25 protein-coding genes are annotated in these 20884 nt (G+C 37.9%); 1 reads left to right on the forward strand and 24 read right to left on the reverse strand.

Annotation, left to right across the window (positions count from 1 at the left end; translation table 11 throughout):
• Positions 1-34: 34 nt before the first annotated feature.
• From RDV53_RS05680 to RDV53_RS05765, 18 genes are read right to left on the reverse strand one after another with little or no spacing between them, the layout of a single operon-like run.
• On the reverse strand, positions 35-1279 hold the full coding sequence (locus tag RDV53_RS05680) for a beta-ketoacyl-ACP synthase (protein ID WP_005695320.1): 1245 nt from the start codon (positions 1277-1279) through the stop codon (positions 35-37).
• A 59-nt stretch (positions 1280-1338) separates the two neighbouring features.
• Entirely contained in the window at positions 1339-2067 is a 729-nt protein-coding gene (fabG, locus tag RDV53_RS05685; protein WP_005695321.1) for a 3-oxoacyl-ACP reductase FabG, read from the reverse strand.
• A gap of 3 nt (positions 2068-2070) precedes the next feature.
• On the reverse strand, positions 2071-2523 hold the full coding sequence (locus RDV53_RS05690; protein ID WP_005695322.1) for a hotdog family protein: 453 nt from the start codon (positions 2521-2523) through the stop codon (positions 2071-2073).
• Complete coding sequence (locus tag RDV53_RS05695) at positions 2516-3736, reverse strand: beta-ketoacyl-ACP synthase (protein WP_005695323.1); 1221 nt, start codon at positions 3734-3736, stop codon at positions 2516-2518. The genes RDV53_RS05690 and RDV53_RS05695 overlap by 8 nt, the downstream gene beginning before the upstream one ends.
• An 8-nt stretch (positions 3737-3744) precedes the next feature.
• The gene (locus tag RDV53_RS05700; protein WP_005695324.1) at positions 3745-4245 is read right to left on the reverse strand and encodes a hypothetical protein; all 501 of its coding nucleotides are present in this window, start codon (positions 4243-4245) and stop codon (positions 3745-3747) included.
• Positions 4246-4271: 26 nt separating this feature from the next.
• Complete coding sequence (locus RDV53_RS05705; RefSeq protein ID WP_005695325.1) at positions 4272-6548, reverse strand: MMPL family transporter; 2277 nt, start codon at positions 6546-6548, stop codon at positions 4272-4274.
• 13 nt (positions 6549-6561) lie between these two features.
• Positions 6562-7146 carry an ApeL family LolA-like protein gene (gene apeL, locus RDV53_RS05710; RefSeq protein ID WP_005695326.1) on the reverse strand — a complete coding sequence of 195 codons (585 nt, stop codon included), beginning with the start codon at positions 7144-7146 and terminating at the stop codon, positions 6562-6564.
• 2 nt (positions 7147-7148) lie between these two features.
• Positions 7149-7592: an acyl-CoA thioesterase gene (locus RDV53_RS05715; protein ID WP_005695327.1), complete on the reverse strand. Its 444-nt coding sequence runs from the start codon at positions 7590-7592 to the stop codon at positions 7149-7151.
• Positions 7589-8527, reverse strand: a complete 939-nt coding sequence (locus tag RDV53_RS05720) for a lysophospholipid acyltransferase family protein (protein ID WP_005695328.1) — start codon at positions 8525-8527, stop codon at positions 7589-7591. Before RDV53_RS05720 ends, RDV53_RS05715 begins: the two co-directional genes overlap by 4 nt.
• A complete protein-coding gene (locus tag RDV53_RS05725; protein ID WP_005695329.1) occupies positions 8524-9252 on the reverse strand; it encodes a glycosyltransferase family 2 protein in 729 nt (242 codons plus the stop codon). Before RDV53_RS05725 ends, RDV53_RS05720 begins: the two co-directional genes overlap by 4 nt.
• A gap of 6 nt (positions 9253-9258) precedes the next feature.
• Positions 9259-10566 carry an AMP-binding protein gene (locus RDV53_RS05730; RefSeq protein ID WP_005695330.1) on the reverse strand — a complete coding sequence of 436 codons (1308 nt, stop codon included), beginning with the start codon at positions 10564-10566 and terminating at the stop codon, positions 9259-9261.
• Entirely contained in the window at positions 10559-11116 is a 558-nt protein-coding gene (locus RDV53_RS05735) for a COG4648 family protein (protein WP_005695331.1), read from the reverse strand. The genes RDV53_RS05730 and RDV53_RS05735 overlap by 8 nt, the downstream gene beginning before the upstream one ends.
• On the reverse strand, positions 11091-12776 hold the full coding sequence (locus RDV53_RS05740) for an ApeI family dehydratase (protein WP_370447715.1): 1686 nt from the start codon (positions 12774-12776) through the stop codon (positions 11091-11093). The genes RDV53_RS05735 and RDV53_RS05740 overlap by 26 nt, the downstream gene beginning before the upstream one ends.
• On the reverse strand, positions 12773-13024 hold the full coding sequence (locus RDV53_RS05745) for an acyl carrier protein (RefSeq protein WP_005695334.1): 252 nt from the start codon (positions 13022-13024) through the stop codon (positions 12773-12775). Before RDV53_RS05745 ends, RDV53_RS05740 begins: the two co-directional genes overlap by 4 nt.
• A 3-nt stretch (positions 13025-13027) precedes the next feature.
• A complete protein-coding gene (apeE, locus tag RDV53_RS05750) occupies positions 13028-13291 on the reverse strand; it encodes an ApeE family acyl carrier protein (RefSeq protein WP_005695335.1) in 264 nt (87 codons plus the stop codon).
• Positions 13291-14064, reverse strand: a complete 774-nt coding sequence (locus tag RDV53_RS05755) for a lysophospholipid acyltransferase family protein (protein ID WP_005695336.1) — start codon at positions 14062-14064, stop codon at positions 13291-13293. Before RDV53_RS05755 ends, apeE (RDV53_RS05750) begins: the two co-directional genes overlap by 1 nt.
• Complete coding sequence (locus tag RDV53_RS05760; RefSeq protein WP_005695337.1) at positions 14049-14786, reverse strand: beta-ketoacyl synthase chain length factor; 738 nt, start codon at positions 14784-14786, stop codon at positions 14049-14051. The genes RDV53_RS05755 and RDV53_RS05760 overlap by 16 nt, the downstream gene beginning before the upstream one ends.
• A 16-nt stretch (positions 14787-14802) precedes the next feature.
• On the reverse strand, positions 14803-15222 hold the full coding sequence (locus tag RDV53_RS05765; RefSeq protein WP_005695338.1) for a hypothetical protein: 420 nt from the start codon (positions 15220-15222) through the stop codon (positions 14803-14805).
• A gap of 164 nt (positions 15223-15386) precedes the next feature.
• Here RDV53_RS05765 and RDV53_RS05770 point away from each other — a divergent pair, with 164 nt between their 5' ends.
• The gene (locus tag RDV53_RS05770) at positions 15387-15812 is read left to right on the forward strand and encodes a hypothetical protein (RefSeq protein ID WP_005695339.1); all 426 of its coding nucleotides are present in this window, start codon (positions 15387-15389) and stop codon (positions 15810-15812) included.
• Positions 15813-15853: 41 nt separating this feature from the next.
• Here the strand turns inward: RDV53_RS05770 and RDV53_RS05775 are convergent, their stop codons facing one another.
• From RDV53_RS05775 to RDV53_RS05800, 6 genes are read right to left on the reverse strand one after another with little or no spacing between them, the layout of a single operon-like run.
• A complete protein-coding gene (locus RDV53_RS05775; protein ID WP_005695340.1) occupies positions 15854-16441 on the reverse strand; it encodes a hypothetical protein in 588 nt (195 codons plus the stop codon).
• Positions 16438-17424 (reverse strand): beta-ketoacyl synthase N-terminal-like domain-containing protein, encoded by a 987-nt coding sequence (locus RDV53_RS05780; RefSeq protein ID WP_005695341.1) that lies wholly within the window; start codon positions 17422-17424, stop codon positions 16438-16440. Before RDV53_RS05780 ends, RDV53_RS05775 begins: the two co-directional genes overlap by 4 nt.
• Positions 17424-17714 (reverse strand): ApeE family acyl carrier protein, encoded by a 291-nt coding sequence (gene apeE / locus RDV53_RS05785; protein WP_005695342.1) that lies wholly within the window; start codon positions 17712-17714, stop codon positions 17424-17426. The genes RDV53_RS05780 and apeE (RDV53_RS05785) overlap by 1 nt, the downstream gene beginning before the upstream one ends.
• Complete coding sequence (locus RDV53_RS05790; protein WP_005695343.1) at positions 17714-18955, reverse strand: ABC transporter permease; 1242 nt, start codon at positions 18953-18955, stop codon at positions 17714-17716. Before RDV53_RS05790 ends, apeE (RDV53_RS05785) begins: the two co-directional genes overlap by 1 nt.
• Positions 18949-19671, reverse strand: a complete 723-nt coding sequence (locus tag RDV53_RS05795; RefSeq protein WP_005695344.1) for an ABC transporter ATP-binding protein — start codon at positions 19669-19671, stop codon at positions 18949-18951. The genes RDV53_RS05790 and RDV53_RS05795 overlap by 7 nt, the downstream gene beginning before the upstream one ends.
• A gap of 8 nt (positions 19672-19679) precedes the next feature.
• The gene (locus tag RDV53_RS05800) at positions 19680-20876 is read right to left on the reverse strand and encodes a HEPN domain-containing protein (RefSeq protein WP_005695347.1); all 1197 of its coding nucleotides are present in this window, start codon (positions 20874-20876) and stop codon (positions 19680-19682) included.
• Between the last annotated feature and the right edge of the window lie 8 nt (positions 20877-20884).

The following is a 20884-nucleotide window of genomic DNA, read 5'->3' on the forward strand; positions in this document are numbered from 1 at the left end:
AAGAAAAGGCTATTCGTTTGAATAGCCTTTTTTATTACGCTTCCCAGCGTTTAAAAATAAGCGAGGTATTAACGCCCCCAAAAGCAAAGTTATTATTCATAACATAGTTTGTTTGAATTTGTCGGCCATCACCTTGAATGTAATCTAATTTACCACAACGTTCATCAATATTGTCTAGGTTAATAGTTGGGGCAAACCAGCCATCACGCATCATTTCAATTGAGAACCATGACTCTAATGCACCACAAGCACCTAGGGTATGTCCTAAATAGCTTTTTTGTGAGCTAAGTGGTATTTTTCCAAACACAGCTTCCGTTGCGAGCGTTTCTGCGATGTCGCCTTGTTCAGTGGCCGTACCATGGCCATTTACATAACCTACTTGATCTGGAGATAACTGTGCATCTTTTAAGGCTAACTCCATGCAGCGTTGCATAGTATCTTTTTGTGGACGAGTTACATGAGCACCATCACTATTGGCACCATAGCCAACAATTTCTGCAATGATATTGGCACCACGAGAAAGCGCATGTTCCAGCTCTTCTAATACAAAAATGCCCGCACCTTCACCAATCACTAATCCATCACGATCTTTATCATAAGGACGAGGTGTTTGTTTAGGGTGAGCATTGTTTCTACTTGCCGCATAAAGAGAGTCAAATACATAAACTTCAGATGGGCAAAATTCTTCAGCACCGCCAGCAAGCATCATTGGGATTAAACCATGTTTAATTGATTCATAAGCATAGCCAATACCTTGGCTACCAGAAGAACAAGCACTAGAAGTCGGAATGATGCGGCCAGTTAGGCCAAAGAAAATGCCAATATTAGCTGCAGTGGTGTGAGGCATCATTCGTACATAGGTATTGGCATTAAATCCATCTGATTTTCCGGTCATGAGAAGTTCTGCTGCATCTCTGACATCATTTGTTGAGCCAGTAGAAGAGCCACAGGCAACACCCATTGTTCCTTCTTTTAAATAAGGTAAAATGATCCCATTCTCATCTAATAGATTAGCACTTGCTAAGGCGAGTTCAGCGGCTTCAACAGCAAATTGAGAGACACGGCCTAAACTGCGAAGTTGTTTTCTATTCCAATGGGCAGGAGGGTTGTAATCATGGATTTCAGCACCGAGATTTGCACCTAACTCAGGATAACGTTCAGCCCATTCAGTTTTCGCTTGAACTGCATTTTGTTTGCGTTGAAAGGCAGCTTTTACGTCTTCCCATGTTTTTCCAAAGGCAGTGACCGCACCAATACCTGTAATGACAACTCGTTTCATTTTTTTATCTCAATTATTCATTATTAGACTAGTACAAACAATTTTGTACTGTAAATGTTTTAGCAAAGCCCGCCGTTTACGGCGATAACTTGGCGAGTAATATAAGCTGCTTTTTCGTCCATCAGAAAATCTACGGCATGCGCAACTTCTTCCGGGCTTCCCATTCTTGCCGCTGGAATCATTTTTAAAATTTCATCAATTGGAAGATTTTCATCTAAGATATCCGTATCAATAAGGCCTGGAGCCACACAGTTTACCGTGATCTTGCGTTTGGCGAGTTCGACGGCGAGTGCTTTTGCTGCACCAATAATACCGGCTTTAGAGGCACTATAGTTGACTTGACCTCTATTGCCAATTAACCCTGATACAGATGTGATACAGACGATTCGCCCCGCTTTACGGCGTCGGATCATTGGCATCATAATGGGATGGAGAACATTATAAAATCCATCTAAATTCGTGCGTAAAACAACATCCCAATCTTCATCAGTTAGAGCAGGGAATGCATTATCTCGTGTTAATCCGGCATTGAGCACAACGCCATAATAAGCACCATGAGATTCAACATCCGCAAGTAGTTTTTCAGCTGTTTCGTTTCGATGACTAACATCAAATTGTAATACGCGAGCTTGACGACCTAATTCTCGAATTGATTGTGCGACCTCTTCAGCTTCTTCGATGCGACTGCGGCAATGAACCACAATATCAAAACCTGATTGTGCAAGGCGTAAGGCGATGGCTTTACCGATACCTCGGCTTGAGCCTGTAACTAAAATGGTTTCACTCATTTTTTATTCCTGTGATACTTGTGGTCTGAAAACGTTTAATGCACCTTCCACTAAAGGTTGCTGATTAGAAAGATCGATTAGCGTACAGTCAAAAACACCAAATCCTGTTGCGTCTTCAATAGAACGTTTAATTTGAATTTGTAATAAACTTCCGACTGAGATATCTTGGCGATGTAATGTCAGTTTTCTTGAGCCGATCCAATAGCCTAATCCAATAGGTTGACCCGCTTTTACACATTTACATCCCGCCCATGCTGCTACGCCTTGAGCTAAGATTTCAGCGCCCATATAAGTAGCCAATTTACCGTCTTTTAAGAGCAGGCAATCTGGTTTTACGGTCATCTCCGCGATCAAATAATCTTCGCCAAATTCAGTAATTTTATCTAGCATGACCATTTCCCCACTATGAGGGATTAATGGTGAGATATCAGTAATAGGACAGGTTAAATCAATCATTCACTTCCCCTAAAATAAGTACTGAATTATTCCCACCAAAAGCGAAAGAGCTACTTGCACCAATGCGTCTGTCGGATTTCCAATGACTCATGTGATCAGTAATGGCAATCGGTGGCATTTTTTCATCGGTTTGTTCATCCCATAATTGTGCAGGGAGTTTACCTGTTGGGTTAAAAGTGCGGTCAATAATCCCCCATAAAATAGCGGCCTCAACAGCACCCGCAGCACCTAGAGTGTGTCCTGTATAAGGTTTTGTTGTTGTACAAGGCGTATTGTGACCAAAAATATGGTGAATGGCTAAGGCTTCCATCTGATCATTATGAATGGTGCCTGTGCCATGCAAATTAACCCAATTGATGGCTTCTGGTGCAAGTTTTGCCAAGTTTAATGCGTTTTGGAAAGCTTTAATCGCACCTTCACCTTCGGGATGTGGTGAGGACATATGATAAGCATCACTGCTGGCGCCATAGCCTAATAGCGCAATATTATGATCATCTAATTTTTCTTTACTCATCACGAATACAGCGGAACCTTCACCTAGATTGATACCTTGGCGATTAGCAGAAAAAGGATTAGTTTGTTCAGCAGATAAAACGGAGAGAGAGTTAAAACCAACTAAGGTTAATAGCGATAAAGTATCGACGCCGCCGCAAATTACCGCATCGCATAAATTCGCATTCAATAAGCGAGCTGCACTAATTAATGCCTTCGCACCTGATGTACAAGCAGTTGAAATGCCATAGATAAGATTGGTTAAGCCATATTGATGGGCAATAAAATCAGCCGGAGCAGAAAAATATTGTTGTTGTTGATTAAATTCAGCACCGGACCAATCTTCATGTTCTGCGGCATATTTAAATACAGGTAAATTTTCATCTACACCCGTGGTAGATGTGCCGATAACTACTGCAATACGGTGACGACCAAAACGTGAGATAGCTTGCTGAATCGTTGGTTCAATTTGTTCTAAGCTGTGCCAGAGTAATTGATTGTTTCGGCTGTGATGTTTTTGGGGTAAATCAGCTGGAAATGCACGCAAGGGTGTGTTGACTTCACCCAGCGTATTATATTTACCCTGTAAGCCATTTTCTTGGAAATGCTTGTTAGAAAAAGTCAGTGGCGAGTCACTACCTTCTAATAAAGTTTGAATATGTTGAGATAGACTATCGCCAATACTACTCAAAATGCCTGGTTGAGAAAGAAATAATTGCACAGAGATTCCTAATTGTTAAGTTCTTCAATTTGCCAACGACTGCCATCTGCTAGCTGAATAAAATATTGATTTGATTGTTTGTGAACGTTCCATAAAAAACGACCATTTTGCTGGTAAATCGCCGTGTTTTGTTGATGCGATACATCCACATTTATTAATATTAAGTGTTTTGCATCGGGTTGTTGTTCTGTAAATGCAGTTGCCAGTGCTAAGAACAAACCTTGTGCTTGTTTATTTGGCATCACAAAGCCGTCATTTTTCCAGCCTTGTTTCGTTAATAATAATCGAGCAATAGGTGAGCCTAGCGGATCGGTTTGAACCCATCGCCATTGTTCAGGCTGGAACTGAACAGTCAGCAAGCTTGTTTGTTTAACTTGTTGTTCTGCAAGTTGCTCTACTTTAAAGGTTCGGCTATCTGTTTTTACTTCCGGTAATGCTTCAATATTAGGTAAAGTTGAGCAAGCTGTTAGTAATGTTAATGCCCATAATAAAAGGTATTTTTTTATCATAAAGTGCGGTCATTTTTATGCATTTTTTAGCGCATGAGTTTTAATGTGGTTAAAAGACTTATTATAACACCAATACTGACACTTATACCAAATGTCGCAACTGCTGGTGTGGAGCTAATGGCGAGCAGTAAAAATGAGATTAATGTGGTACAAGCGGCCAATGTCAGTGTAATGCGTTTATGAGATGGCTCTTCATGTACGGTTTTCATATAAACGGCATAGTCAATACCAATGGCCGAAACCAGTAATAATCCAAACATTGAAAATAAACCAATAGGCAGGCCTATCCAACCAAAAATAGCGATCGTTCCTAAGATTGAGATACAAGGAATGAATAAGATTCGAATACTTGTTTTGGTTTCAAATACTTTCCATAAAAGCAATCCAGCAATAACAAAAGAAATAATTTTTAGCCAGGCAGCTTGCTCTTTTGCTTCTTTAAAAGCTTGATTTAAATAAGCTCGTTTATCTTGCCAGAAAATATCTCGATTATTTGCCAATGCTTGCATTGTTGCACTATCCGCTTGAGATATTTTTATGATACTTGCCACCTGGTTAGGGGCTAGTTCACCTAAATAAAGCATCTTCCACGCTTGTCCAAGTTGCGTATTAAGCGCTTCAGATAACGTCAAGGGTTTACCTTGAGAAAGTGCGGTCAAATTTTGCTGAATTTTTTCATTTGGCACGCCAATATCATTTAATACCGCATAATCATCAGCATAAATATGTTGAAGGTGTTCTGCGAATTGTTTCTGTTCTGCGAGGGGCAAAATCCACTGGCTTAATGATTTAAATGTGATGTTACGTTGAGCTAATTGCTTGCTTAACTTCGCATCTTTTTCAAGTAGTAACGCCTCATTTTCAGCCGTCAATAAAAAATATTGGCTTCCTAAATCAACCCCAGTGAGCTCACCGATAGTTTTGGCTTCATTTAACATGGATTGAGGCATGGAGACCCATTGTCGGATATCGTCATACCATGAGGATTTAATCCCGCCTCCTAAAACTAAAAGAGAGATAATAAGGAATGTACCTTTATTAAAGCGTTTGTTTGCAAAGGTATTTAATCCTTTTTGTATGAGATTAAATGTTCTTCTTTCGGGTAATAGTGTGGTTGGCTGATACCGATAAAATAAATAGGGTAAGAATAACTGGGTCGCAAGTAATGCAGTAATCAAGGATACAGCCGAAAAAAGAGCAGTTTGCTGCAAGATAGGCAGATGGGTAAAGGCAAGTAGTCCATACCCAAGTAAGGTAACTAACAAGCTGATGAAAAACGTAAAACGCAATTTTTGCATCGCAAGAAGGGGCAACCATTTTCGGTCAAAAAGGGATCCTGCAAGCCAGTGAAGAGGAAAGTCAATTAATACACCGACGAGACTGGTCCCAATAACAAGGGTGAGAATATGAATTTGACCAAATCCCCACACCGTTGCTACAACACCTGAAAGCATCCCAATTAGAATAGGCAAAAATAACCATAAAATACGAGGAGTGCGAAAGACAATCAGTAATAATAATAACGTTAAGCTCACGCCGAGTACGCTCATTAATGTACTTTCTTTTTCGGCTTTTTGTTTTGCATCAGCGGCAAACAATGCACTACCCGTAATTTTAAATTGGGCACCTGATCGAGTGAGATATTGGCGATTTTCTGTCAGAAGTGCGGTTAAATTTTCTGATGGATTGATGAAATCATTTTGTTGCAGTTCAGCACGTAATAAAACCCAAGTCATATTATCTTGGTTGACCGTGAGCATGCCATTTTCGGCGTGCCATTGCACATTACCTTGTTGTGTTTGCTGTGCAAAACGTCCAAAACCAAGCCAATCTTGTTCTAGTGAAAGTAAATTATTTCGCTTAAATGGGTTGACGATGTCCTCCGCATATTGCTGAAAATAGCCTTTAGGATCGTTAATCAACTGTTCACGAACAGTTTGTGGCAAAGTAGCAAATGCGACAAGCTGAATATCTTGTTGTAGCGCTGTAAGATTAGGCTGAATGCGATCGGTAATATGAGAGAAAAGTTTACTGTTACGCCATGTTTGCGCAATATGGTCAGTCAGCTGAAAAGCCTGTTTTTCATCAGCATGTCCGATAAGTGCAATAATTTGGCTATTTAACTGTTTTTCTTGCTGTTGATCAGCGAGAACTTGAACATCCACCCATTCTTGTTGAGAGGGGAGTAATGTGTGTAAATCTGTTTGTAGCCAATTTCCTTGTTTGACAAAATAGCCAAACAAGAGGGAAACAAACAAGATAAATACAGCATATAACAAGGAAAGTGCGGTTGTTTTTTTCATCTTTTACAATCGTTTATTCCAGCGCTGAACGGGCAAACTGACTTAATGACTGATTAAGCTGGATTTGTTTAAATTCAATTTGTGTGCGATCGCCTTGTTTTTCATTTAAGGTTAATTTTTTCACAGTTTGATCGCCTGAAATATCAATAGTTGTGAAGATTTGCTGCATTAATAATGAATTAGGCGTTAAGGTCAGTTGCCATTGGTTAGCGTTACCGGATAATGCAAAATCAAACTGAGATTTGAGCCCATCAATATTGCCGGATAACAACCCTAAAAAAAGACCAATTTGCTCGTTTTGCCCAACATTACCGCTATTCACCCACTGAGTTCCATTCCATTGTTGAATCCCGTTAGGCGTGACTCTTAAGCTGTTATTAAACGGTTTTTTAAGCTGCCATAATAGCCCTTTTTGAGCTAACAAAGCGAATTGACCTTGCATTTCAATTGGCTTGTTTAATGCCTTTAAATAGCGATGTTGGATAAAGTTTCCTTGAACACTTTGAGGTTGCTGAAGTTGTTTAACTAAATCAGCTTCAGAAAAAGCGAAGCTTACGCTGCTTAGGAACAAACCTAAGATGAAGATCATCAATCGCATTATTATTCCCCTTCAGATACAAAAGTAGGATGAGTTTTGACCGCACTTTGCCAACATGGTGGTGTTTGTAATTGCATTTCGCGTGTTTGCATACTAACGGCTACTTGGGTGGTACTTGCCGTGGTTAATTTTTGATTGGTTTTAGCATCAAAAATAACATAATCAATGCGCAAACAAGTTTCATATTCGACTACTTTTAATTCAATTCGGATTTTTTGACGAAATAATGCTGGGTTAACATATTTAATATTAAGTTGAACGATTGGCCAACCAAACCCTTGTTTTTTCATAACATCATAGGTATAGCCAATTTCCTCTAGGAATTGACAGCGTGCCATCTCAAGGTATTTGACGTAATGCCCATGCCACATAATATCCATCGAGTCGACATCAAAGAATTGCACTTCGAATTCAGAATTATGACGGCAAAAAACATGTTTTTTCATTTTTTATCATTCCAAAAGTTATAAAAGTTAAACCAAAGTAGAGGATTTTCTGCACATTCTTTGGCAAGTAAGTCTGCATATTGTTGCATGACTTGTTTAATATTTTCTTCTCGCGCTTTGCCACGCCCGCTAATTGGGGGAGAAAAACGGCGCAATTTCATTCGATATTGTCCTTTTTCTTTAAGGCAAAAAATTGTATTTAAAGGTGCTTTTAAAATACTTGCAAATAGCCACGCACCTTGAGGGAATTCAGCATAATGGCCAAGGAAGTTGACTGATTGTGTTTTATCGCCACGGATAGGTACGCGATCAGCCGCAATCGCAATCCATTCACCTTGCTCTAAGCGTTGAGAAAGCTCTAACATTTTTTGCGCATCTAAATCTTCAACTTGAATAAGGGGTAAGGCATCTGCACCGGCTTCAACTAATGCTTTATTAAAAGCTTCAGCATTTTTGCTATGTACTAATACATTCAAATGAAAGTTTTTGTGTTGTCCGCTATCGACTAATGCTCGACAAATCTCGATGTTACCAAAATGCGAGCAAACAAGAATCTGACCTCGTCCACCTTGATCTACATCGCCATATAAATTATCAGCATCATCGACAATTAAATCCGTGTAATGGATTTTCCGCTGCCAAACCGCAAAATTGTCGCAAATGATTTCACCAAAAAAGAGAAACTGACGAAATACAGAAAATGAGGGTAAATGACAATGTGGAAACTGTTGTTTGAGACGGTGTTGGTAAGTTTTAATATTATTTCGCGCTTCTTTTGCCGTGAGATAAAAATAACAAACCACCACAAATGTGGCGATTTTAATTAACCATAATGGGCAATATTTCACGATTAATCGCGTGATATTTAAGAAGAACGCATTCCCTCGCTCAGATTGTTTCGCCCAATGTTGGCTATTCTCAGTTGATTGATTCATAGCGGCTTTCCGGTTAATAAGCGTTTTAACATCCCAAAAAATAAATACATGTGCATTTTACTGATTAACACATTGTCTTTCCAAGCATTGAAATGTGAGACACCATTTTTATCGTAGGAAACGGGGGAGTCAACCCAAATTAATGGTATTTGGTACCAGTGAGCCTTGATGAGAATTTCGATATCAAAATCCATGCGGTTTCCGACATGTTCATTATCGAGAATTTCAATGGTGCGATTTAATGGATACAAGCGAAAGCCACACATGCCATCTTTAATATCGAGAGAAAGCGTGTGAATGGCATTCCAAAAATCTGTAATTTTTCTCCCATAAAGTCGGGATTTAGGCGCATCATCACCATAGATGGGTTTACCACAAATAAGTGCGGTCGGATTTTCAAGCATTTTTTGTTGCATTGAAAGGGCATCAATCAGATTGTGTTGGCCATCTGCATCCACTTGCAAGGCATGTGTAAATCCTTGCTCAAATGCTAATCTAAAACCTACTTTCATCGCGCCACCTTTACCTTGATTTTGTGGGCAATAATGAATATGTAGGTTGTCTTTTTCTGAAAGAGAAGCTAATGATTTTTTATGCTGTTCAGATGATCCATCATCAACCACTAATACAGGTAAATTTAGCTTGTGTAATTGGTTAATTACATTGCCAATTTTGTCAGAATGATTGTAGTGCGGGATAATCGCAATAAGTTTCGGTTCCATCATAGCAAGTTAAAATTGTTCTTCTTTTTCATGTAAAAATATGGCATCAAAATCTGCTCGACTAATCTTGAATTGGCTATTACGTGGCAATTTGTTAGTAAATCGCCAAAAGCGTGGTAAGCCTGAATGTTCCTGGGTTTTACTTAAATGGAGCCGGAGTTGTTTTAATAATTCAGCCCGTCCTTTTTGTAGATAAAAGGAAATGCCTTCTTCCTTCAATTCAACCCAAGCAGCAGGGCGTAAATGATTAGGGTGTTGTGCAACATAGCAATCTCGAATATAAGGGTGTTTCAGTAGGTCTTGTTCAATTCGAACTAGAGAAATACGCTTATCGCCAAATTTAACGATGCGATCAATGCGTCCTAATAAGTTAAATTGATTACCGATGATTTCAACACCATCTGCTGTTTGCTCACGCTGTTCAAGCCAAGGTGATTCAACCCATAACGCATTTTCTTCATTTACCCCGATTTTAGTTACGGGTGTAGGGGTCCAAAGCCCGGCTTGTTCACGAAACGCAATGACGCCCGTTTCTGTACTACCATAGCCTTCAATGGTTTTAGTTTTAAGCTTGGCGCGCATGGCTGTTGCGGTTTCTTCTGGCAGCATCCCACCTGAAGATAGAATGCCTAAAATACGACATTGATGAAGTTGAGGTTCATCTAAATTTAAATGGGTCAGTAATGCAGGGCTACTAACCCAAATAGACTGTTTCGCAATAAGGCTTTCTGCAATCATATATTCTGGATAAGGGAGCTGTTTGCGGCCAATTGACCAGCCCATTGTCAGCGGTAACATGACTCGATAGGATAGACCATAGTGGTGCTGTGCAGAAACGCTTGAGACAATATGGATGCCATTTCCTTCCGGGAAAGGAAGTGACTGACTGATTGCTTCAGATTCTTGCCACATTTTTTCAGCTGTTTTCACCATGATTTTAGGTTGTCCACTACTTCCTGATGTTTTTAGCCAAATTTCAGTTTGACAATGTTTATCAATGAAGAAATCTTTTTTATCAACAACTTGTGAAATGCCGTAAGTGTTGAATTTATTGTCATCAAATAACATATCAGCATTATCACGAATCCATTCTTGATTTTCATCGAGAAGATTAGGTGGAAGCAAAATTCGGGTTTTAGCATCAAAACAGGCAAGCATTGCACAGGCATAGTTTGCGGCATCCTCAAACCAAAATGCTGCACTTTGAATATTATCTTGTTGGAGTTGTTGGCTGATTTGTTGACAACGATAAGTAAAATCTTGCCAGCGCCATTCTGGATTTAATGCAATAAGTGAGTTAGGTTGATGTTTATTCATAGTGATTCCGTTTTACGCGTTGACGAATGAGCCATTCAATACTCATAACTAGGCCCATAATAATGTAAGAAATAACCCCAGTATAAATTGCCCAATATTCTAATAAGTTAAATGCAATAAAGAGCGTTGAAAGCAAAATATTTAAACAAAATACACTGCACCAGACTTGGGTTACTCGGCGAGTATATTGAATAGCTTGAGTATTGAGATTAGGCGTTTGTAAACGAGCTAATCTTTCAACCAATGATTGAGATTGGAATAGACTTCCGCCAAATAACACCAACATAATGCCATTCATTAAAATAGGGTACCAATACATCATATCGAGTGAGCGTTGCCACCCCACAAGGAATAATAGGATAGCCATGCTTAATGCAAAAATTCTTTGCCCCTTATGCGGGTGTATTAGGCTTTTAATCAACCATAATAAACTCATCACATAAGGTAACGTATGCAAGAGTTGGTCTGCTTGAAAGAAAAGCCAAATAATCGGATAAGCTATGGCTGTTAGCGCAAGCAATATATTAACAATCAGTAGGATGATCTTCATGCTCTATGATGGCTAATCCAGTACAGCAAGTTTCATTATTGGCAAGTAATTGAAATGCCATTCTATTTTTTGATGAATCCCATTTTAATTGAATATCAAAGCGATCATTCGGCCGTAAGAATGTTTGATACTTCAGCTTATCGAATGAACGAATAATGACTTCTTTACCAAAAAATGCCTTTATTTTTTCCGAAATCCATTGTAATTCAATGACGCCAGGGACTAATGGAAATTCAGCGAAGTGATCTTTTAGATACACTAAATCAAGTGGCACAATACCGGTTGAGATTTGTGAATTTTCATTTTTGCTTTGTTCAAGCCAAATCGCATCCTTACAGGTTTCTAAACAAGTGCGGTTAAATTCCAGCTTATTTATTTTTGACTGACTATTACGTGGTAATTGATAAGTAAATCGCCAGAAACGAGGGATGGCTGCTTTTTCTTGAGAATGCTCTAAGAAAAGTTTTAGCTTATGAATAAGCGCTCTTCGACCTTTCTCTCTAAAAAATTGAATACCTTGTTCAGTTAAACCAATCCAGGCGGCAAGACGAGATTTCTCAGGATGTTGAGCAATATAACAATCTTCAATAAATTCGTGTTTATTCAATGCCGTTTCTACGCCTAATAAGGAAATTCTTTTATCTCCTATTTTGACGATGCGATCTGCTCGTCCTAATAAACGGAAACCGTTTTCTTCAAACTCAACCACATCTGCGGTTTGCTCACGCTTAGCAAGCCAAACCCCTTCAATCCATAACTCGCCTTGCTCATTGCTGCCAAGTTGGCTATTAGGTAATTGTCGCCAAAGGGAAATATCATCCCGAATAGCAATTGGACCCGTCTCCGTGCTGCCATAAATTTCGATAACAGGATGATGAATTTTGGCTCTAATTTGCTCAGATAGCTCTTCAGCTAGAGCACCACCAGAAGAAATAATCCCCACAATATTTTCAGAAATTTTCATTTGTTGCCAATCTATGCCTGAAAGCATTGCTGGGCTGCTCACAATTACAGCTGATTGTGATTGATTCGCTTCTTGCATGACACATTCTGGATAGAAAAGTTGTTTTCGACCAATTTGCCAGCCGTTAACCAGTGACATCATAATATGTACGGTTAAGCCGTAAATATGCTGAATGCTTACAGTGCTAATTGCCGTAATGTTATTTCCGGCAGGGAATGGTAAACCTTTGGCTAATACTTCTCCGCCTAACCACATTTGTTCTGCTGTTTTAATGATGGTTTTGGCTTCACCTGTGCTACCTGAGGTTTTCAACCAGATTTCACTTTGGTTACTAAAGTCAAAGAGCGGTCGATTTTTAGCAACATTTTCCCAATCTTGTGTGATGCCAAATTGAGAGATTTGCTCGCATTTTTCGAGTTCAATATCACGATCAGTAAGCCAAAGTTCAGAATTCTCATTTGCCCACTGAATACTTTCTTCAGTGAAATTAGGTGGGAAAAGAACACGAACATTAGCATGCCAAGCACCTAGCAGTAGGCATGCCAATGTTGCACCATCTTCTAGCCATATCGTAACGGATCGAAGTTGACGCTGTTGCAATTCAGCTGAAATTTGAAACGCTCGGCACTCAAAATCAGCATAGAGCCAACTTGGGTGCTGAGCAATAAGAGAAGTCGGTAAGTAAGGTGTCATTATTGTGCGTTTTGACTAAGTTTTAGAACCGCCTGAACCACGTCATCTACAGTACGCACATTGCGGAAATCTTCCGCTTGAAGTTTATGCCCTGTTTTACGTTTAATATGATCGATTAAGTCGATAGCATCAATACTATCGATCTCTAAATCTTCATAAAGATTCGTTTCCGGCTTAATTCTTTCTGGTTCAATCTCAAATAAAGATTCCAGAGCTTCCGTTAATAAATCTCTGATTTCCTGTTCAGTCATGAATTATGCCTCACCTTTTTGTGTACGAATAAAGTGAGCAAGTGTTGCTACGCTTTCAAAGTGATCTCTTAATTGAGTTTGTTCACCATCTAATTGTAGACCAAATGTTTTTTGAACAGCTAAGCCTAATTCTAAGGCATCAACTGAATCTAAACCTAGCCCTTCAGATGAAAAAAGAGGCATGTCAGTTTCAATATCGTCGATACTGATGTCTTCTAATGCCAGGCTATCAATGATAAGTTGTTTTAATTGTTGTTCAAGTTGCATTATTGCGATCCTTTTTGTGAGGTTTGAGAATTAAAATAATCTTCTAAATATTTCGTTAAACGACGAGATGCCATCGGGATAGATTGATTTTCTATCCATTCTTGTGGATCGATATCATCGCCAACGAACAATTCATAATGAATTTGTTTGTCTGGTATTTTATACCATGGATGACCTTTTTTTAGGCTTAATGGATTCATCCTGATCGTGACAGGGGTAATGACTTTTGCACTACGTAAACCAATTGAAACAGCACCGCGATTTAATTTGATGATGCCATCCCAGCCAGTTCTTGTTCCTTCTGGAAACAATAAGAGACTCTCTTGTTGCAATACACGCTCACAATGATCCAAGAGTTCTAGAGACTCGGTATTGGGGATAAAACCACAAGCGAGAATTTGATTCCTCATCGTGGGATTGTGTAAAAGATCTTTTTTCACAATACAGTTAAGTGAAGGCGCTTTACTGAGAATCAGTACTACATCAAGTAGAGATGGGTGATTGACCACAACTAATTGACCTGGACGTCCCAATTTTTCAAACCCTTGATAAGTCACTTTTAAAGCACCCGCACAAGACAGGTAACGAATAAAATAATACCAAATTCCGCCAACAAAACGACGAACTTTTAACTGGGTAGATAAATTAGCGTGCTTTCCTTTTTGGGCAAAAGGAAGTAAAACGAGTTGTAATAGTGTGCCTGCCACAGCCCAAAATAAAAAGGCAATGGCGGTAGCCAGCCAACGTTTAAGAAAATCTAATTTTTCTGCCATAGCCAAGTTCCATTTGAACTACTCGGTGTGTGCCAAGTGCGACTTTCAAGATATTGGTGAGAAACCCAAGTTAGTGCATTATCGGTAACATCATGATTAAAAGGGGAATCTGTAAGCGTTAATTGATATTGCTCTCCTTGAGTGACGATTAAAGCCAAAGCATAACCTAAAGGTGTACGAATGACAGGTTGAGCATTATATTTTGCTTCAAGCGGCGATTCAGCAATAACAACAAGCACTTTTTCATGCCCTTCATTAAGCAATAATGTCGCTTCTAATAGTGCGGTTTCAAGGTTGTCCACTCGAGCCATAATCGAAGTGGTTTCTGATTTAACTTGACGTAATTCAGACCATTGTCCAATTAATGCATTATGAACTGAGAGACTAAAAGAGGTGGGAGAAACCTCCCCCTCTTTTAATAAGGAATGCCACAACGCAAAATTACGATTCATTTCACTGTTTGATGAGGCATAAACCACAGGCATATCTGCATTTTCTCCTACCAAATCCCACGCAGCCTCAAAAAAAAGACGGGCTGAGTCACTTAAACGACGGCGTTTTAGCGGGGGTAAAAAGGATAATTTAGGTGCAAAGTCTTCAAATGTTTCACATTGATTTCGCAAATAAGCATAGCCTTGTTTCCAATCATCTGCGGTTAGCGATTTATTGCAAACAATATTCCACCCTTGAAGTGAGAAAGAGAAATTACAGATTTCAGTCATGTTATATGGTTAAAAATTAATTGTTTTTGAATAATTCATTAATCATTAAATCTGTTTGGCCTTGTAAACCAACTTGTTTTACACGATCGGCTTCGTCACCGCGATGTTTATAAGAAACAGATCCAAGAGAAAGTTTATTTGAATCTCTTAAATCTAATCTTGCTCTTGCAATAATTTTAGAGTTACCTTTTACGCTGAAGTGTAAAATATGGCTACAGCCCTCATCTTTTTTAACAAGTCTTGCTGTGATACGTTTTTGTTTTAAGCTTTTTGTTAAAGCCTCAACAATTTCATCTGGTGCTTTGCGAATAGAACCTTTTAAACATACTTCTTTAATATTTTTGCTTTCCACAGGTTTTACATCGTTGACACCTGAAGAACATGCGGAAAGAACAAATGAGCTAAATAAAAGTGAGGAAAGTAATAATTTCTTCATAAAATTGAAACCTTATTAATATTATAAATTATAATTTAAAGGTGAGATTTTACACTACTTCTATTCACAATAAAATAGTCACAGGACTGTTAAAATCTGGTATATTGTTTACCTCTATGTAATAAGAGAAATTATTTATTTCATTCAAATCACAAGGAGTCAAAATGAAATTAGTATCTAAATTGAGTATTGTTGCTGCGGCTATGCTTATGGCTGCTTGTGCGCCAAGAGATACAACGCATTACTATTCTATCCAGGATGCGTTAAATTCCCCTGAAGCAAAAGAAATCGTTGATCCATCGGTTAAGCTTTACTTTGGTAAATCTGCACCTGGTAAAGTAGTGAAAGCTGGTGTGGTGAGCAATAAGAAAACAAATGCGGCAAATAAAACAGATGAAAAATCTTGTCAGTGGGCGTTCCTTTCTACAGTGAAACAATTCCAAGATAGAGCAAAATCACAAGGTGCGAGCAAAGTCGGTAATATCGTCAGCTATTACAAAAAGAACACTTTCCAAAGTACAACGCAATATGAATGCCATGCGGGTAACTTAATGAGTGGTGTGGCATTAAAAGGCGATATTGTTAAGTAATTTTCTACCAAATAACACCTTAATTTATATAAATTAAGGTGTTATTTTTTGATTTGCGAGAGAAAGTCTAAGTTTTTAGACATTGAATTCTCAAGAGATAAGAGATTAAACTCTATTTCTGCATCTTCCTTATTTTTAGAAATAAGCCAAAATACGGCCCCTTCAGTTTGCTCAGAATGTTCACTTTTTTCTAGCGTCCAACCGATTAAGGCGGATGATATTTCATCATTTTCAAGATCCAATAAGGCGAGTTTTAGTGGTTGCCAAATGGTTTGGTGGTTAATCGCTAAAAATACGGAGTTGGCAGAGGTTTGCAAGGTTTGAGTGAGTTGAAATGTCGCCGCGTTATTAATATTCGCCATAAAATCTAAAGGACTAGGCACATTTTGTTCCATCAGTTGATGAAACATTTTATCGAACTTGCTCGGCGAATTAAAAAACGATCCTAAGTAAATTCCTGTATTTTCATTAATATAGGGTTTTAATGGTATCGCACCAAGTAAAGCGAGTTGAGTGAAACGGCTCAAACGACGAGCCTCGAGACCTTGTTCTTTGAGTCTCAGACGTAACGTTTTATCATCTACGCCATTGGCGATGAACTGATTAGTTTGTTTTATATAAAATGTCATTCACCCACCTTTAAAATCCATGCAATATTGCTACCGCCAAAACCTAGAAAATAATTTAAAAAGTGACCGCACTTCACATTAGTTTTTTGTAAGTGTTCGATTAAAAATGCGGTTTCTAATGCACCACTAGCACCAAGTGTATGTCCCATATAGGGTTTAACTAAAATGGTTTCGGTATTCGGGAAGCGTTCCTGTAAAACAGATTGTTCCATCTCATCGCTATTTCCCCCCACGCCATGCACTTTAATGCCTTGAATGTTTTCTATTTTTAGATTTGTTTTCGCTAAACAGTTGGTGAGTAATTGACGTAATGCTGCTTCGCTACTGTTGGTCAGGTTTTCATTATCTGTGATCGTTGTTATCCCCAATATTTCACATGGGAATGACTCGTTTTTTTCTGTTGAGAATGCGACACACCCAACGCCTTCGCCTAATACAATGCCCGTAGGATTGATGAAAGGCTGGTATTCATTGGCTTGTGATAATAGGTTCATGGATTGGAAATGTTCAAAAGTAAGACGATTAAACATCTCAAAACCAATGACCAAAGCCTTTTTATACATCCCAGCTTTCAGCATTTTGTATGCATAACCAATGGCTTGTGCTGAAGAGGTACAAGACGTGGCAAAACTAAATACTTCTGTCTGATAGCAATTTCCTAAATCTTCGGCGATGGCAGTAAGGTTATATTCTTTCGGTAATGCTTGATGATGAGCTACGCGCATTTCACAATCACTGATCATATAAGCGGTAGAACCAAGTAGAATAGGAATATTTTTTAGCTCAGATTTATCCCAACCAGCACGTCGCAAAGTGCGGTCAATTTCGAGGTCAATATAGTGATAGAGTCGTTCTAGTGACAACAGCGGTTCCTTAAATGCGTTGAAATAAGGAAAACTAAGCGGTTGGCCTAGCATATTAGAGGTTCTTAATCCGAGCTTTTCTGCAAATCGAGCAGAAACAGCGTTGATATAAACGTTCATTAGATTTTACTATGCTGTTCGCGGATAAATGCTGCAAGATCACGTACGTTCATCATATGTTTACGCACCATGCGATCACCCTGTAAACGTACACCAAAATGAGCCTGTAGTGCTACCACAACTTGCAACGCATCTAATGAATCTAATTGAATACGGCTTTGGTCTCCAAATAGCCATTCATCATCACTAATTTCGGCAGGATCAAATTCATCTTTTTCTGTTTCTTGCACGATGAGTTTTTTGAGTTCCAGCTCAAGTGCCGGTGCTTCCAGTGTAAAAGTATAAGCCATTAGAATCTCGCTTGTTTAGTTAATTGTCGTTGATAAATGAAAGTCGCTAAAAGTAATGTGATTGCCCCAAATCCACTTAATAAATAGAGTGGTTGTTGTATTTGGTTAAGGTGATAGTGATTTAATAATAAATTTTGGAAACCACTTAATGCCCAGCCCATAGGCGAAAATTGTGAAATAGTTTGCATGATTTCTGGCATTACATAAACAGGCACCATAATACCACCAGTGGCTGCCATGATAATGATGCCGCCTCCGCCTAACACGACCGCATGTTCCGTTGTTCTCGCTACCACGCTAATTAACAAACCATAGCCAAGTGCAGCAAGGCTTACTGCACTGGATAATACGATGTAAGGTAACCAACTTCCTGAAAGCGTAAATGCGGGCATATCAAGTGCAGGGAGGACAAAATAACCCAGCGCGACCATGCCGACAAATTGTAATTGGTTAATCAAAAAATAAGGAATTAATTTGGCAATAATCAAACTCAATGCAGAAGCCCGCGCCATGCGTAAACGAGTTAGCGTATTGGTCTGACGTTCCATTGCCATCACGTTAGATAGAGGAATCATAATAAAGAACATGCCAAAAATCAGCCAAGCCGGTACACTATGTTGTACGGAGCTTGGTTTGCTCACTTCCTTACCATGACGATTGACATAAATTTCTTGCCACAAATCTTTCGCGAGATAATCATTAATTTGAGCAAATTTGCTATCTAACTCTTTATTGATTTTATTCTGAATGTCTTTGATTGGTTTGCGTTTATTATTTTCTAACGTGATGTGATTATCAGCTAAATAGTCATTTAAACGCAGTTGAGAGTAATGTTTTTGCAATACACCTTTCACACCTAGTAGCCAACTGCGATCTACGCTAGGATTCAACCAAAGTTGTAAAGCCTGTTCTTCTGAAAGTGCGGTCTGTTTTTGATTAGGATTTAAAATTAGCAAGTCAAATTTACCCGCTTGTAAATCCGCTTGATATTGAGCTAATTCAGACAACGGAGCTTGTTTAACCGCAAGATTTTCCTTCTTGAGTTGAGTGAGGAAATCATCATTTAGCTGATTTTTTTCACTTAATAGCACAATCTCTGAACGATTACTTAATGCATTGTCGTTACTCAATGCTGCCGACATAATCAACATAAACAAAATCGGCATAATGAATAATACAGCAACACCATGTAGATCGCGGCTTAATAGGCGCATTTCTTTAAAAATTGATGCAATTAACATGTTTTTCCCGCCTGATTTAAAAAATCTAAATAAAAACGTTCCAAACTTTGTCCTTCTTCTAAAATGCCTTGCACAGTGCCTTGATAAATGAGATTACCTTCATTTAACAGCACTAATTTGTCACATAATTGCTCAATTTCTTGCAAATAATGAGAGGTATAAATCACCGTCACACCTTGCTGTTTCAACGCCGCTACGCTATCTAAAATAAATTGACGGGACTGAGGGTCAATACCCACCGTTATCTCATCTAGAAAAATCACTTTCGGACGGTTAATTAAGCCAATAGCAAAATTAAGACGTCGTTTTAATCCGCCGGATAAATGTTTCGCGAGCTTATTTTTATGAGAGGTTAAATCAACTTTAGCGAGTAGTTCTAATAAATAACCTTTATCTCGAACGTCATACAATGACGCAAAAAATTTCAGATTCTCCCAAACCGTGAGCAAGGGATAAAATGCAAAATCTTGTGGTACTAACGAAATCTGATGGCGCTGTTTTTTACTTAATTTTGCAAAAGGTACACCATCAAAATAAATTTCGCCTTGTTGCACAGATTGTAAGCCAGCAAGTAGAGACATTAAGGTCGTTTTACCTGCACCATTCGGACCTAAAAGTCCAATCGTGGAGGCTGATTCAATATCAAAATTGACCGCACTTAATGCATTTTTTTCTGAATTTGAATAATTATGCGAAATGTTATTTATTTCTATCATGAAATTATTTAATCTATTGTTTTTATATCAGAGATGTATTTTATAATATTATTAATTTCTTTTATTTTTTCTATTATTTCTGTCTCGTCTATTTCGTTGATCCCAGATTGATGTATTAAATTGTTCCTAAATCCGCATATGTCTTTTAATTTCTCTATGATATTTATTGGTAATATGTGTTCGTTTTTATATAAATATAGAATATTAACCATTAATGGCTTATTTAGGTTTTTGGGAGGGTTTTCCGAATTTAGTGCGATTATATCTTGAACATGAATTTTTAATATATTATACAATTCGATGAATTTATATGCATTATTCCCAATGAAAGATGTAATGTTTTCAGATATTTCATCCCTATCTTTATCCTCTACATTTATTTCATTTATTGATTGAAGGGCGGACTCCAATATTTTACATATTTCATTAGATAATTTTTCTAGCATTTTATAGTTGTCTTTAGTAAATTTTTTACTATGTGCAATCATGCATCTAAGTTCATATAATTTTTCCCATTTCGTTTTTAGTAAATTTGAGTCACAATTTAGTCGTTTGGAAAAAAAACGCTCCCAATTGCTATAAGGTAACTTAGATTTTAGGTTATCAAGTAATTTTTCATCATTTGGTGATGCATCTTTAATTAATTTAATTAACTGGGATGTATCTGTTTTTGAGATATTTTTAAACAGGAAATCAGATAGTTTTATGAAGTCAACTTCATACAGAAAGTTAATTTCTCCTTTTTGGTCTCTTATTGAATGAAGAACTTCTTTTGGAGTTGATTCATCTTTCCATTCATATCCAACACTAATGGTCATAAACTTATAAATTAGTTTTCTCATTAGCATTTCAGTCCGATATACTATACTATAACCTTTTTGACAATAATATTCACTTATAGCGTCTCCGAGCTCTACTACATCTTTATTGCTTATTTTAAAGCATATGTTTCTAATTTCTTTTAACAAACGCTCAAACTCATTTTCATCCTCAATTTTTGTTAGCTCTATATTCAAATTATAGTAATCTGAGTTATTAGGTAATTTCCCATTTTTTAGTGTGTATTTGAAAGTTTTATCTTGAAACTTTATTTTATTTCCTTCTATTTTTATATCATTGTGTATTGATAATAAATTTTTAAACTGTTTAGGTGAACTACATAAATTTTTTTCAGATTCAAATGCAATTAAATATTCCGTGTTCATAAAATGTT

Source organism: Haemophilus parainfluenzae ATCC 33392 (assembly GCF_031191205.1).
Lineage (GTDB): Bacteria > Pseudomonadota > Gammaproteobacteria > Enterobacterales > Pasteurellaceae > Haemophilus_D > Haemophilus_D parainfluenzae.